12 protein-coding genes are annotated in these 14811 nt (G+C 70.7%); all 12 read right to left on the bottom strand.

Features of this window, described 5'->3' with window-relative positions; all coding sequences use genetic code 11:
- Positions 1-29: 29 nt before the first annotated feature.
- The 12 genes from hglS to lysA all read right to left on the bottom strand — a co-directional run bounded on the left by hglS (position 30) and on the right by lysA (position 14777).
- On the bottom strand, positions 30-1394 hold the full coding sequence (gene hglS / locus F0P95_RS05090; protein ID WP_182335929.1) for a 2-oxoadipate dioxygenase/decarboxylase HglS: 1365 nt from the start codon (positions 1392-1394) through the stop codon (positions 30-32).
- A gap of 124 nt (positions 1395-1518) precedes the next feature.
- On the bottom strand, positions 1519-2091 hold the full coding sequence (locus tag F0P95_RS05085; protein WP_232528788.1) for a hypothetical protein: 573 nt from the start codon (positions 2089-2091) through the stop codon (positions 1519-1521).
- On the bottom strand, positions 2088-2837 hold the full coding sequence (locus F0P95_RS05080) for an HAD family hydrolase (protein ID WP_182335928.1): 750 nt from the start codon (positions 2835-2837) through the stop codon (positions 2088-2090). Before F0P95_RS05080 ends, F0P95_RS05085 begins: the two co-directional genes overlap by 4 nt.
- An 85-nt stretch (positions 2838-2922) precedes the next feature.
- Positions 2923-3261, bottom strand: coding sequence for an EF-hand domain-containing protein (locus F0P95_RS05075; protein ID WP_182335927.1), 339 nt, complete (start codon positions 3259-3261; stop codon positions 2923-2925).
- Between the two features lie 223 nt (positions 3262-3484).
- Positions 3485-3865, bottom strand: a complete 381-nt coding sequence (locus F0P95_RS05070; RefSeq protein ID WP_182335926.1) for a hypothetical protein — start codon at positions 3863-3865, stop codon at positions 3485-3487.
- Between the two features lie 126 nt (positions 3866-3991).
- Entirely contained in the window at positions 3992-4696 is a 705-nt protein-coding gene (locus tag F0P95_RS05065) for a M15 family metallopeptidase (RefSeq protein WP_232528786.1), read from the bottom strand.
- Positions 4697-4717: 21 nt separating this feature from the next.
- On the bottom strand, positions 4718-6757 hold the full coding sequence (locus F0P95_RS05060; protein WP_182335924.1) for an N-acetylmuramic acid 6-phosphate etherase family protein: 2040 nt from the start codon (positions 6755-6757) through the stop codon (positions 4718-4720).
- Positions 6758-6815: 58 nt separating this feature from the next.
- A complete protein-coding gene (locus F0P95_RS05055; RefSeq protein ID WP_182335923.1) occupies positions 6816-7574 on the bottom strand; it encodes an N-acetylmuramoyl-L-alanine amidase in 759 nt (252 codons plus the stop codon).
- A 143-nt stretch (positions 7575-7717) separates the two neighbouring features.
- Complete coding sequence (locus tag F0P95_RS05050) at positions 7718-10606, bottom strand: TonB-dependent receptor domain-containing protein (RefSeq protein ID WP_182335922.1); 2889 nt, start codon at positions 10604-10606, stop codon at positions 7718-7720.
- 525 nt (positions 10607-11131) lie between these two features.
- Entirely contained in the window at positions 11132-12688 is a 1557-nt protein-coding gene (locus tag F0P95_RS05045; protein WP_182335921.1) for a serine hydrolase domain-containing protein, read from the bottom strand.
- A 17-nt stretch (positions 12689-12705) separates the two neighbouring features.
- Complete coding sequence (locus F0P95_RS05040) at positions 12706-13536, bottom strand: N-acetylmuramoyl-L-alanine amidase (protein WP_182335920.1); 831 nt, start codon at positions 13534-13536, stop codon at positions 12706-12708.
- Positions 13533-14777 carry a diaminopimelate decarboxylase gene (gene lysA, locus F0P95_RS05035; RefSeq protein WP_232528785.1) on the bottom strand — a complete coding sequence of 415 codons (1245 nt, stop codon included), beginning with the start codon at positions 14775-14777 and terminating at the stop codon, positions 13533-13535. Before lysA ends, F0P95_RS05040 begins: the two co-directional genes overlap by 4 nt.
- Positions 14778-14811 lie beyond the last annotated feature (34 nt).

Raw genomic sequence — 14811 nt, 5'->3', positions numbered from 1 at the left:
TTGCCCGGCACGGGCTTTACCGCTGTGTATCAGGCCACCAGCTGCGCCAGCGATTCCGCCTGCAGGCGCTCGTAGATCGCGAATTCGTCGGCCACCGTCGCCCCCAGCGCCTGCTCGAACGCCTCGCGGTTGGCGCGCGCCGCATAGGCGCGCTGCTCCTCGCCGCCCAGGTTGGACTGGAAGATGCCCGCGGCGCTGACCGGTAGGAAGTCCTCGTAGACGATGGGTTCGGCGACCGCCAGGCCACGCTCGATCAGCACCTCGGCCGGCAACCCGCGCTCGGCCGCCGGCAGCGCGCGGCCGGCATCGGTCAGCACGTAGCGGTAGTAGCCCAGGCCTTCGCGGCGCAGGGTGGCGTGGTCGTCGGGGAAGCCGGCGAATGCCGCCTGCAGGCGCTGCGTGTAGTCGCCACCGGTGCTGCCGGCGCCGCCGTTGTCGCGCGCCTGGGCCAGCAGCGCGTCGTACAGCGCGCGGCCCTTGGGGGTCAGCGCCAGGCCGCGCTGTTCGATCTCGCCGAAGCGCGCGGTATGGGTGCCGGCGGCGTTGTCCTCGCCCGACGGGAAGTGCACCAGTTCCTCCAGCGCCTTGAAGCTGGTCTGGCGCAGCAGGATCGGGCACGCGCGGCGCGGCGGGCCTTCGATGACCGCCTTGGCGGCAAGGCCACGCGCATGCATCGCCGCCTGCGCGGCGTCGATGTCGAGCGTGCGCGGGGTCAGGTGGTTGATGTGCGGTCCGCGGAAGCTGACCACGTCGGCCACCAGCCGGTGCGCGGCATGCAGGGCGTGGTAGGTCTGCAGCGACACGGTGGCCTCGTTGTGCCAGCGGAAGGTTTCCAGCGCCTCGACCACGAAGCGCCAGGCGTCCTCGCCGGACAGGCCGCCATCGCGCTCGCACTGCTCGATGAGCTGCAGCACGCCCGGGGTGAAGATCGTGCGCCGCGACAGGATCCCGGCCGCCTGCGCGCGCAGCGCCTCGTCCTCGATCAGCTCCAGCCGCAGCAGCGAGGTGAACACGCGGAACGGATTGCGGTTGAGCGATTCGCCATCGACCGGGCGGAACGCGGTGGAGTGCACCGGTACGCCGGCCACCGACAGATCGTAGTAGCCCACCGGCTGCATGCCCATCACCGCGAACAGGCGGCGCAGCGTGGACAGTTCCTGCGCGGTACCGACCCGGATCGCGCCGTGGCGCTCCACGTCCAGGCGCTCGCGCTCGCCGCTGCGCTGCATCTGCGCGGCCAGCTCCGGCTGCGCGTCCAGTACGCCGGCGTTGACCTCGCCGACCAGTTCCACGAGGGTGCCGTACAACGGCACTTCGGTGCGGTACATGTGCGACATCGCCTGCGAGAACAGGCTGCGGATGTGGTCGGTCGAGACGAAACGGTCGGCGGTCATGGCGGGGCGCGCGGCGCGGCAGGGGAAACCGCCATTTTCGCCCGGATGGGGCCGCGGGGTCATCCATTGCATCGGTTACTTTCGCGGTGCCGCCGGGGCATCCACCGTGACCTGCCCCGGCCGCTCAGTCCGGTGCGCGGGCGGCCGCGTCGCGTCGCGCGCGGTCGCCGAGCTGGCGCTGCAGCAGCGCATCCAGCCGGACCGGCCGGTCCCAATGGTCGCAGCTGGCGACCAGGGCGTGGCGCACCGCGCGCCAGTGCAGGTTCTCCGGTGCCACCGCCAGGCTTTCCACCACGGCTCTCCAGCCTTCGCCCGGGAGCCGGGTGCGCGCCTGCACCGGCTCGCGGCAGCTGGCACCGATGGCCTGGCCCCAGAAGCAGGCGAACCAGACGTCGCCGGCCGCCCAGCCATGCTGCTGCATCAGCGCCTGGACGTAGCCGCGGCGCGCGCCGCCATAGCGCACCACCTCGTCGACGAAGGCATCGGGGTAGCGCTCGGCGTAGCGGTTGACGTCGGCCAGCTGGCGGTCGAGCCAGGCGTCGCCGGTCCCGGGGTCGTAGGCAGGCGCGGCCGCCGCGGCTTCCTGCGCCACAGCCACCCCGGGAAAGGCGGACACCGCGGAAACACACGCGAGCAACGCGGGCAGGCAGCGGCGCAGCCATGCCACCCGTGGCACCGCGCGCACGCGTCGGTTCATCGCCCGGCCGCTTCGATCGCGGCCACCGCCTGCGGCCACTGCCAGGCGGTATCGGCCAGGCGCAGGCGCGGTTCGTCGCTGGACACGCCGTGCTCGGCCTCGTGCGCCCAGGTCATCGCGTACGGGGTGTGCACGCCCCAGCCGCCGAGCGCCAGCACCGGTTCGATGTCCGAGCGCAGCGAATTGCCGACCATCACGAAGCGCTCGGCCGGCAGGTTGAACTCGGCCAGCACCCGGGCATAGGTGGACGGGTCCTTTTCCGAGACGATCTCGATGCGCGGGAACAGGTCGCGCAACCCGGAGCGTTCGATCTTCTGCTCCTGGTGGAACAGGTCGCCCTTGGTGATGAGTACCACCGGCCAGCGCGCGGCGATGGCGGACACCGCCTCGCGCACGCCGTCGATCACCTCCACCGGGTGCTGCAGGGTGCGGCGGCCGATCTCGACGATCTGGCGCAGGTGCGCGGCGGAGATGCGCTCGTCGGTCAGCTCGATCGCCGCTTCGATCATCGACAGGGTCATGCCCTTGGCGCCGTAGCCGAACACCGCCAGGTTGCGCCGCTCCACCTTGAGCAGGTGCTGCGCGGTACCGGCATCGTGCAGGTCGACGTAGTGGCCGAGGACGGACTCGAATTCCTGCTCGGCCTGGCGGTAGAAGTCCTCGCTCTTCCAGAGCGTGTCGTCACCGTCGAAGCCGACCAGGCCGATGCCGGGGGAATGTGCCGAAGCGTGGGATGCGGAAGTCATGCGGCACAGGATAGCAACCGGCCCATGCGGAAGGAGCGGCCTGCGGCCGCTCCTCCGGGGACATGGCGGTACCGCCGCCACTGCGTTACTTCTGCTGCGAGGCGCTGTAGGTGCGGTATTCGTCCGGGGTCAGCTTGCCGTCGTTGTCGGCATCGGCGGCGTCGAACACCTGCGCCAGCCCGGCATGGGCCTGCGATTCGGCGCGGCTGATGCTGCCGTCGCCGTCGGTGTCCAGGCTGGCCCACGACTGGCCATTGCCGCCGGCCGCCGCGTCGGCGGCGGTGGCCTGCCCGGCCTGTGCCGCCTGCCCGTGGGCCTGGTGTTCCTGCTCGGCCTTGGGGTCCTGGGCCATGGCCGGCAGGGCCAGCGCGGCACCGGCGACGGCGACGAGGGCGAACAGCGGGTTGCGGTTGCGGATGGTCATCAGGGGGTTCCTCCTGCGGTTCTGGAAAGCGCGGTGATTCCGCACGCCGCCACCCTGGCAGGCCCGGGCTGAATCGCGCACGCCCCGCGGAACCGCCGCAGACACGGTGTTAACCAACGCACGCGCGCAAGCCGCTACCGCCCTGGTTAGCGATGCGTGAGCCGCAGGTAAGCCATGCATTCGGGCGTTCCATCCACGGCACGCCCGCGTGGATCGGGCGGCGTCAGTCGCCGCGGGTGTCGCCTTCCGCGGCGGCGCGCGGGCTGAACGCCCGCCATCCAAGCCCCACGCCGACCAGCGCACCGGCGATTTCCAGCACCACCCGTGTGCCCAACTGGTCGGGATCGTGGATACCGGCCAGCGCCAGCCGCGCATACAGCGGCGACTCCAGCTGCACCATGCCCAGGTAGAACATGTTCCAGCCGTCCACGCCGGCCCCGATGGCAACCGCGGCCAGGCATGACCAGGCGATGGCATGGCCCGCCGACAGGCCGGTGCGACGGCACACCTGCCACCACAGGAAGAACACCACGAAACCGACCGCCAACGCGATCAGGGCTGCTTCCAGCGAGCCCAGCAGGCCGTAGTGGAGTTCCAGGTTCATCGTTTTCCGGTCATGGCAACGGGGAGGCCGCAGTGTAGCCGGCCGCACGCGGCCCGCAGGCGCGCCGGTGGCCGCGACGCGGCTTTGGTGGCGACGCCAGCGCCGCGTGATGCGGCGCTGGTCGCGCTAGCGCACCGGGAAGTCGTAGGCGGTATCGGGGGTCGGCTCGGGCCGGAATGTGTAGTGCCACCATTCCATGGGGTAGTTGGCGAAGCCTTCGGCGCCCATCGCGTCGAGCAGCAGCCGGCGGTTGTCGCGCTGCCGGGCGGTGATGTCCGGACTGTCGGTATGCGCCAGCGGATCGAACCGGTCGAAGCCGGTGCCCATGTCCAGTTCCACGCAGCCGCCCTGGCGGCAGTCGAGCAGGCCCAGGTCCACGGTGGCACCGCGGCTGTGGCCGGAATGCTCGGCGATGTAGCCGTCCAGCAACCGGCTCTTGTCGATGTTCGGGTAGTAGCGGGCCTTGGCCTGCTGGTCGGCCGGGTCGTGCGCCCAGGCGACGAACGACTGCACCGAGCGTACCGGGCGGTAGCAGTCGTACAGCCGCAGCGCGTGGCCCTGCGCCTGCAGCGCGCGCTGCACGCGCGCCAGCGCCTGCGCGACCGGCGCGAGCAGGTAGCAACGCGGCGCGTCGTAACCGGGCACCGGCCGGCCAGTGAAGTTGTCGCTGCCGGCATAGCGCATGTCCAGCGAGAACCCCGGCGCCAGGGTGGCGACATCCAGCATGCCGGCCTGCGCCGGCGTGGCGGCCGGGGACACCGCCGGCACCGCCGCCTGCGCCACGGCGCAGGCGGCCAGCGCAGGCAACGCGATCCAACACCGGAGATTCATGGCAATGGCTCTGCGCATGGCTCAGGTGCGCTCGCGCAGATAGCCGTTCAGGCCCTTGGCACGCAGCAGCTGCGCGGCGCCGGCCCAGTCCAGCGGCCTGCCGCTGTCCAGGCACTCGAGCACGGCGACGATCGCCAGCTCCACCTCGGGCAGCTGCGCCGCCTCCGGCAGGCGTGCGCGCTGGTCGATCGCCTCGTACAACACGGCATTGGCCTCGGCATAGCCCAGCAGGTCGGTGGCGCCATGCTGCGCGCGCCAGCGCTTGCCATCGAGCACGGCGTTGACGTGCGACTGGATCAGGTAGGTGGCACGGCCGATCAGCTTGAGATTGCCCGGCTGCACCGCGGTCATGGTGTTGCCCACGGTGCGCCCGAGCCGCGCCATCACCGCGGTCGAATGCGCGTTGAGCAGCATCTTCAGCGCCAGCGTGCGGTCCAGGCCGAGCGGATCGTTGCCCTGCGGCAGTTCCAGCGCGATGTCGCGGGGCATGCCGTCCAGCGCCTTGCCGGCATCGCCGGAGGCCGCGCCGCGCCCCACGGTGACGGTCAGCCGGCCGGCGCCGGCGTCGCCGAACGCCTGCCACCATTGCCGGGCCAGCGCATCCATCGGCTCGCCGGCATAGCGCAGCAGCACGCCCAGGTCGCCCGCCTGCGGCGGCAGCCGCTCGCGGTTGGCCGGCGACCAGGACAGGTCGTACAGCGCCTGCTGCTCGGCGCCGGCGCGTTCCAGGCTGCGCAGCGCGGTGACGCGCAGCGCCGGGTCGTCCACCTTCTGCTCGAACTGCGGGCGGTACTGCGCGGCATCCAGCCCGTGGAACGGGCGGTGCAGCAGTGCGTCCCAGGCCGCCTGCGGCGTCGCCACCGGCGCCCAGACGCGGATCCACGACGCCGGCGGCGTCGTATCGGTGCGGTCCAGCGGCGCCAGCCGGAATGTCGGCGCGCGTTCGGTCACGTCCACGAACACCGGCATCAGCGCCTGCCCGGCCAGGTAGGTGGCGTGGTGGCCACCGGCGTAGGCCTGGGCCTCGCGCACGGTCCACTGCGCCAGTTGCGGGGCGCTGGCGGCCACGCTGCGCTGCAGGCCGGCGAAGCCGCGCAGGCGGCTCTCGAGGGTGTCCTTGGCATCCAGCCCCAGGCGCCGTGCGTCGGCCGCGTCCAGCTGCGGCAGCAGCAGCGCGCGCAGCGCGTCTTCCAGCACCAGCCCCAGCGCGTACAGGCTGGTGGTGGTGGCCTGCATGCGGGTGGACCCGGTGATGGCCTGCGGGCCGGTGGGCAGCGCGATCTTGTGGATGCGCGCATCGTCGAGCACGCGACGGCTGCGCTCGAACGGGCGCAGCACCTCGTCCGGGTTGTTGTAGACGAACCAGACCCGGTCGGTACCCGCGCCACGCTGGTCGGCGGCGGCCAGCGCGGTGCCGATCACCGCCGAAGTCTCGCCTCCCTCGGTCACCGCGAACACCACGTCGTCGGCGCTGATGCCGTCGTCGCGCATCTGCAGCGCGCCGATCAGCTGCAGGTCCTCGAAGCCCTCCAGCGAGCTGATCAGCGCGCGGTCGCCGCCGGTGATTTCGCCGCGCACGCGCTCGCCCAGGCCCGCCGGCAACGCAGCGGCGACGCGCGGCCATGCCGGGTCGTCCTGCAGGCGCTTCCAGAACGGCCGCCACACGCCGCTCTCCAGCGTTTCGGCCAGGCGCCCGGTGGAGCCGGTGCCATAGAAATAGATGCGATGGCCGTCGCGCAGCGCACGCTGCACCGCCGCCGAGGCCGCATGCAGGCGGGCCATGCGCTGCGGATCATCGGCCAGCGCGGCGAAGGCGCGGGCCACGTCCTCGTCGACCGAGAACAGCTGCGACAGCGCCTGCGCCGGATCGTGCGCGGCCACTTCGCTCAGGTTCCAGGTGCGGGGATGACGCTGTTCGGTCAGCAGCGTGTGCAGCTGGAACTGGGTGCGCTGCTGCACGAATTCGGTGGAGGCCGGCGCCGGCGACAGGCCCAGCCGGCCGGTGCCGTCGGCGGCGAGGGCAGCCGGGCTGATCGCCGCCAGGCTCAGGGCGAACGTCATGGCGATGCGTCCGGTACGGGGGGAAGATGCACGGTTGGGTCGAGTCATGCGGCCGGCCTCAGCGGTGGGTGGCCGGTGCGGCCGGTGCGGGCGTGGCCAGCGCATGCAGGATGCGCAGGTCCTCGGCGTCCAGCTCGCTGCCGCCCTGGCCACGGAAATGGTTGCGGAACGCGCGCACGGTGGCGGCGCGGTCGTCCAGCGGGTAGCCGATCAGGCGCAGCGCGGTCCACGGGTCGAACCCGTCCGGTGCCGGCGGCGCATCGGCGGCCGGCCAACGGCCGAAGCCGGCGTCGGCCAGGCGCTTCCACGGGAACAGCGGGCCCGGGTCGGGCTTGCGCGTCGGCGCCAGGTCCTGGTGGCCGATGATCTGGCTGCGCGGGATGCGCAGGCGCGTGCACAGGTCGTCCAGCAGCACCAGCAGGCTCTGCATCTGCGCTTCGGCGAACGGCGACTTGCCGTCGTTGTCCAGCTCGATGCCGATGGAGGCGGAGTTGAGGTCGGTGAACGGGCCCCAGCTGCCGGCACCGGCATGCCAGGCGCGGCGCTCGTCGCTGACCAGCTGGTAGCGCGTGCCGTCGGCGCCGATCAGGTAATGCGCGCTGACCGGGCCGCCACTGTTGCGGCCGCGCAGCGTATCCAGGCTCTGCTGCACCGATTCCTGCTCGGTGAAGTGGATGACGATCAGGTTGGGCCGGCGCACGTCCTGGTTCGGCGAAGGCACCCAGCCTGCCAGCGGGTTGCGCGGCGGCGCGTGGCCGCAGGCGGTGAGCAGGGCCAGCAACGCGGCCGGGAGCAACAGCTTGGTGGACATCTTCATCAACGCCTCGCTTGCACGACGGTGGTGCGTGAATCAAGGCAGGACCGGCGAGCGGCCTGCCGACAACACGAAGAAAGCGCCTTCGCCGCCGCCGGTTGCCGGGCGGCGGCGAAAGGGGCCCGGGGACCGGGCCCGCGGTTGCGTCACTGGAAGCGGTACTCCAGCAGCAGGTTGAAGGAACGGCCGCGCGGGTCGGCCACGCGCGCTTCCCAGCCCGCGCCGTCGCCGTCGTCCAGGTAGCGGACGGTGAACGGCGGATCGGTGTTGAGCAGGTTGCGGATGCCGAACGTCGCCTTCAGGTTCTCCATGCCCGTCCAGGTCAGGCTGTAGTTGTAGGTGATGTAGGCATCGACGTTGCCGTCCCACGCCGGCGGGTTGTAGCCGTTGACGACGCCGCCCGGCTTCCAGTCCTTGTAGCCGCCACGGTAGACCTGGGTCAGCGTGTGCGCCCAGTCGCCCCTGGCCCAGCCGGCGCTGACGGTGTGCTTCCACCTGATCGGCAGGTTGTAGTAGCGCTCGTACTCGCCGACCAGGTTGTCGCTGTAGGGCAGGCTGTCGAAGGTCTTGGTCCTGAACGTGTCCAGGTAATTGCCGTTGAGGTGGATGTTCCAGGTACCGCCGGCCAGGTCGCCGCGCACGTTGGAGTCCAGCTCGATGCCACGGGTCAGGGTACCGCCGGTGTTGATGTAGCGCTGGTCGATGGCGATGATCTTGCCGCCCGAGTCGCGGATGAAGTTGGAGGCGTACAGCGGGTAGTTGGCCGTCATCGTCGACAGGTTGAAGCCGCTGCGGATCGTGTTGGTGCGCTCGATCTCCCACCAGTCGACGCTGACGTTGAAGTTGCCGTTGGGCGCGATCACGAAGCCGATGCTGCGCTGTTCGGCCTCTTCCGGCTTCAGGTTCGGATTGCCGCCGGTGATGATGTCCGGGCGGATCTGCTCGCTGCAGTTGGCCACGTCCGGGTTGTACTGGCCCTTCGGACAGGTCGCCGGATCGGCCAGGTCCAGGCCGGTGTACTGGGTCTCGGTGACGCCGCGGAACAGCTTGGCGAAATCGGGCACCTTGAAGCCGGTGCTGTAGGAGCCGCGGAACACCAGCCAGTCCATCGGCTGCCACTTGAACGAGTACTTCGGATTGGTGGTGCCACCGAAGCCGTCGTAACGGTCGTGGCGCACGGCCAGGTTGACCTCCAGGCTGTCGACCACCGGCAGGTTGACCTCGGCGAACACCGCCTTGACGTTGCGCTGCTTGGGCGACATGTAGTTGGAGGCATCGCCGGGAACACCGAACACGTAGGCGTTGCCGGCCACCCATTCGGCCGGGCCGCCGAACTCGTATTCCTCGCGGCGCAGGTCAACGCCCGCCGCCGCCTGCACGTCGTTGTCGCTCCACAGGCGGAAGCCGAGGCTGCCGCTGAAGCTGGCGTCGAAGGTGGTCGTGGTCGAGGTGCCTTCGTAGATCTGCAGGCCGCTGGCGTCGGCCGCGGCCAGCGCGTCGTAGGCCGCCTGCGACTGGCTCTGGCCCGGCATCAGGAACGGGTTGAGCACGCCGTTCTTCAGTGCCGCCTTCAGCTGCGGGGTGTAGTAGTAGCCACCGGCGGTCATCGACTCGGCCTTGCTCTGCGCGCGCGACAGGCCGATGTTGTAATCCCAGCTGCCGAGGCTGCCGGTCATGCCCAGCAGCGCGCGGTAGGCCTTGGTGGTGGTCTCGATCTGGCGCGGGCCGCAGACTTCGCAGCGCCAGCGGTAGGCGATGGGGCTGCCGTAGACCAGGTTGGCCTGGTTGCCGAAATAATCGTGCAGCTGGTTGTAGATGGCGTCGTAGGTCGCCTTGGTGTTGGCGTTGAGCTCGTAGGCATCGAGCTGGGTCGCGCTGGCGTTGATGCTGGTGGTGATCTGCTGCGCCTCGAACTGGCGCTTGGACGTCACCTTCGAGCCCATGAACTCGGCGAAGAACTCATGGTTTTCGCCGACCTTGAAGGTGGCGCGGCCGATGCCCTGCACCGTGTCCACTGGCTGCTGGATGGTGCGCGCGCGGCCGTAGTCCCAGGCGCAGCCGAAGCTGGCACCGGGGCTGGCCCAGATCTTGTCGCCGTAGTCGCCCATCATGTCGCCGCCGTTCTCGCAGCCGGCGCCGCCGGGCAGGCGCAACGTGTTGATGGTGGTCTTGGTGAGGCCGGTGACCGGGTCCTTCAGGCCGCCGCCGATCATGCTGCCGGTGCCGGTGACGATGTTGGCGAACGGCGTGCCGCGGGTATCCGGCGACAGGCCGCGGTCGGCCTGGAAGCTGTTGACGAAGTCGCGCTGGTTGCCGCGCAGGATCTTGTTCTGCTTGACGTTGACCGCGGCCCAGACGTTCCAGCGGTCGTTGTCCAGGTCGCCCCAGCCCCCCAGCAGGCTGCCGTGGAAGATGTTGCCGCCGCCTTCCTGGGTCACGTCCGCACCGGCGGTGAGGGTGATGCCCTGGTAGTTGTTGCGGGTGATGAAGTTGATCACGCCGCCGATGGCGTCGGTGCCGTACACGGCCGACGCGCCGTCGCGCAGCACTTCCACGCGCTCGATCGCGGCGAACGGGATCGAGTTCAGGTCGACCACCTGGCCCGCCAGGCCGTGCGCGGCGACGCGGCGGCCATTGAGCAGCACCAGGGTCGCGTCGGCACCCTGTCCGCGCAGGTTGGCGCCGGACACGCCGTTGTTGCCGCGGGTGCCCGGGGGGGCGACGCCGCTGTTGGCGGCCAGGCTGTCCGGGCCGCTGCTGGCGATGTTCAGCTGCTGCAGCAGCTGTTCGGCCGACGTGATGCCCTGGGCCTCGATCTCGGCCTTCTGGATGATGGTGACGGGCATCGCCGCTTCGACATCGGTGCGCTTGATGCGCGAGCCGGTGACTTCGATCTTGTCGAGCGTGCGCGCTTCGGGCGACGCGGCGGCGGCCGTGGGCTGGGACTGCGCGAACGCGGCCAGCGGGCTGCCGAGCGCCAGCAGCAGGGCGGCGCTCAGGTGGTGCATTCGTGGGGGACGTACGGTTGCGAACATGCTCTCTCTCCAGAAAGGGACGCGTAACGTGGGTGCTGCAGGAGCGATGCCGGCGCACTTACATATCCGTGCTGGCGGGGGTACGTCGACCATCCATCGATCCTCAAGGGGGGCGGCAGGATTCCGCCAAGGCAATGGGATCCACGGCCACCGCTGCGGGGGCCGTGCCTCTCCTTCCATGGTTGCACCGCACCGGGGAGCGTCCTTGTCTGCCGGCCTGCAACATGCCAAGCCCCGACTGCAGGCCTGTCCAGCGTCGGGATTGCCCGTCCGGGACGCTGCGTAGAGCAGGCCCGGGCGGAAAAAACGGCCAGCGCGCGCGCCCCCGTCCAAACCCCGTTTCACAGCTGTTTAACACGGGCCGAATCCGGTGGTCAATAAACTATTCCCCATACCCCAAGGCTATGGAAATAAAATATTTTCGTGATGCGGCGCACAACATCCGCGGCATCACCACCGGGCATCGCGTGGCCATGACGGACGTGCGGCCGGCATGGGCGCCGGCCGTCACCTTCACCCGCGTATTCAGGGGCAATCGCCGACGCGGCGGAATTCCAGGTCCGGGTAGTCGTAGCTGAAGTCGATATCCGGATCGATGGCGCGCATGCGCAGGGTGCGCTGCGCACCCTCGCCGGAAAACTCCAGCCATGCCTCGGCATCTTCACCCAGCCCCTGCCACTGCACCCAGGGGCGGCCAGCCGAACGCATGACCTGGCCGCGCAGGGCCGGCGATTTCACCGCGGCGAACGCGATGCCGGTACCAGCCGGACACAGCGTGACCTGTCCGAACCAGGGGTCGCTCCACACCCCGGCATCGGCGCCGAACTCACGCGCGGCGACCGCGACGGCCGGCGCCAACACCGGGCGCACGTGGCCCTCCGAGCGGCGCTGCGTGCGCTCCCGTTCCAGCAGCCCGGCGTAGTGCAGCACGTCATGGCCGGCGGCTGGCGCGGTCTGGCGCTTGAGCAGGGCCTGCATCAGCGCGGTGCGCGCGTCCTCGCCCTCGCCATTGATCAGGATCACCACGCCGCCACGCCGGTCCGGCAGCAGTGCCAGCGACGAGTACATGCCCGACAACGTGCCGGTATGGGCCACCTTCCATTGCCCGTCCATGTCCGACAGGCGCCAGCCGTAGCCGTAGGCCAGGAAGTGGGTGTTGTCCCAGTCGCGCAGGCGCTGGCCGATGGGCATCGGCATGTGCGCGGTCCACAGCGCGCGGCGCTGGGTGGCGTCGAGCCAGCCCGGCGCCCGCGCCGGATCGAGCAGCGCCTGCATCCAGCGCAGCATGTCATCGACGCTGCAGCGCACGCCGCCGGCGGCCATCGACGGGAAGTCGGACGCGACGTCGCCATCGCGCCCCACCACCACGTTGCGGCCGTCCTTGCGGTAATGCGGCTGGGCGACATTGCCCGCCTTCGCCGGCGACCAGTCGCCGACCTGGCAACGGTCCATGCCCAGCGGCACGAAGATCTCCTGCCGCACCAGCGCCGCGTAGGATTTGCCGCCGGCAGCGGCGGCCACCTCGCCGGCCACCACGTACAGCAGGTTGTCGTAGGCGTAGTCGGCGCGGAAGCTGCCGGCCGGCTTGAGGTGCGCCAGCCCGGCGATGATGTCCTGGCGGGTGAAGTGATTGGGCTCCGGCCACAGCATCAGGTCGCCGGCGCCCAGTCCCAGGCCGCTGTTGTGGATCAGCAGGTCGCGGACCTGCATGTTGCGCGTCACCCACGGGTCGTACATGCGGAACGCGGGCAGGTACCTGGTCACCGGATCGTCCCAGCGCAGGCGCCCGGCCTGCACCAGCCGCGCCAGCACCGCCGCGGTCATCGCCTTGGTGTTGGAGGCGATCTTGAACAGCGTGTCGCCGTCGACGCGCCGTCCCTCGCCGGCGGCCAGCTCGCCGCGGGTGGCGACATGCACCACCTTGCCGTCCTCGATCACGCCCACCGCCAGGCCCGGCAGGCGGTAATGCTCAAAGGCCTGCTGCACCGCCGCATCGTAGAACGCGGCATCGGCATCGGCGGCGGGTGCGGCGGCGTGGGCGATGCCCGGCAGCAGGGCGAGGCAGAGCAGGATCGGTTTCATCGACGCGCTCCGTGCCGTTACGGCGTATCGGCCGTGGTCGGCGCCGACGGCGCCCGGGCCTGCAGTAGCGACCGGCTCAGGCCGTACAGGATGCGCCGGTCCTCGGCATCGAGCTCGGCGCCCTGGCTGCGCATGCCGCGGAAATGATGGCGGAAGGACTGCAGGGCGTTGGCGCGGTCGTCCAGCGGATAGCCGATGGCGGCCATCGCCAGCCAGCCGTCGAACTCCGGCGGCGGATCGCCGGCGGCCGGGTCGGGCCAGATGCCGAAGCCGGCCTCGTGCAGGCGCTTCCAGGGGAACAGCGGGCCCGGGTCGATCTTGCGCCCCGGTGCCATGTCCTCATGGCCGATGACCTGCTGGCGCGGGATCCCCTGGCGCCGGGTCACGTCGTCGAGCAGCACGATCAGTTTTTCGATCTGCACATCCGGATACGGGCTGTAACCGTCGTTGTCGATCTCGATGCCGATCGACGCCGAGTTGAGATCGGTAAGGGTGCCCCAGCGCCCGTCGCCGGCGTGCCAGGCGCGCTTGCGCTCGTCCACCAGCTGGTACAGCGTGCCGTCCTTGCCCAGCAGGTAGTGCGCGCTGACCGGGCCGTTGCTGTTGGCGGTCCGCAGCGTGTGCAGGCTGCCCTCGGCGGTCTTGCCGGCGGTGTAGTGCAGCACCACGACCACCGGGCGCCGCGCATCGAAGTTCGGCGAACGTTCCCACCGGGCCAGCGGATTGCGGTGCGCGCACGCACTCAGCAGCACGAGCAGGAGCAGCGCAACCAGCAGCCGCGGCAGCCCATGGGCCGGCCCACGTCCACCGGCCCGCGCCTGGGCAGCACGGGCTTTCCGATGCGTCATGTCCGCCTCCAGTCATTGGCCGGCTGTTCGCCGGACAGCATTTCATCCAGGCTCTGGCGGCGGCGCACCACCGCATAGCGGTCGCCGTCCACCAGTACCTCGGCCGGCAGCGGGCGCGAGTTGTAGGTGGATCCCATCGAGGCGCCGTAGGCACCGGCGCCGAGGATCGCCACCAGGTCGCCGGCCTCGCAGCGCGGCAGCTCGCGTGCGGTGGCGAAGGTATCGCCGGTCTCGCACACCGGCCCCACCACGTCGTAGGTGGCGGGCTCGCGGGCGGCCGCCGCGCCCACCGGCACGATGTCGTGCCAGGCGTCGTACAGGCTGGGGCGCAGCAGGTCGTTCATCGCCGCGTCCAGCACCAGGAACCGGCGTGCCTGGCCGTGCTTTTCCAGCAGCACGCGGGTCAGCACGATGCCGGCCTCGGCAACCAGCCAGCGGCCCGGTTCGACCAGGATGCGCCCGCCGAAGCCGGCCAGCGCCTGGCGGATCGCATCGGCATACGCGCGCGCGTCCGGCGCCTGCTCGCCTTCGCGATAGCGCACGCCCAGCCCACCACCGACGTCGATGCTGGCGATGGCGTGCCCGGCGGCGGCCAGTTCCTTCCAGAACGCGGCCATGCGCGCCAGCGCCTCGCGCACCGGGTCCAGGCTCAGCAGCTGCGAGCCGATATGCATGTGCAGCCCGTCCAGGCGCACGTCGGGCCATTGCGCCTTCGCATCGAACCACGCGCGCGCCTCGGCGATGGAGACGCCGAACTTGTTCTCCGCCTTGCCGGTGGAGATCTTGGCGTGGGTCATGGCGTCCACGTCGGGATTGATCCGCACCGATGCGACTGCGGTGACGCCGCGCGCGGCGGCGATGCGCTGGATCGCGTCGAGCTCGGCACGCGATTCGATGTTGAAGCGGCCGATGCCGACGTCCAGCGCCAGCGCGATCTCGGCGTCGGACTTGCCCACGCCCGAGAACACGATGTCGGCCGCGGCGATGCCGGCACGCAGCGCGCGCTCCAGTTCGCCACCGGACACGATGTCAGCGCCCGCGCCCTCCTCGGCCAACAGGCGCAGTACCGCGCCGTTGCCGTTGGCCTTGACCGCGTAGCGGATGCCGGCGTCCAGCCCGGACAGCGCCTCGCGCAGCGCGCGCACACGCTGGCGGATGGCCGGCGCGGCATAGACATACAACGGGGTGCCTTCGCGGGCCGCCAGCGCGGGGAGATCAGCCTGCCGGAACGCCTCCGGCAAACCGCAGTGGTCATCTCGTGTGAATCCCTGATCC

The sequence above is a fragment of the Stenotrophomonas acidaminiphila genome, from assembly GCF_014109845.1.
Lineage (GTDB): Bacteria > Pseudomonadota > Gammaproteobacteria > Xanthomonadales > Xanthomonadaceae > Stenotrophomonas > Stenotrophomonas acidaminiphila.
The sequence above is the reverse complement of the archived record's forward strand: the minus strand, read 5'-3'. Positions and strand labels throughout refer to the sequence as shown.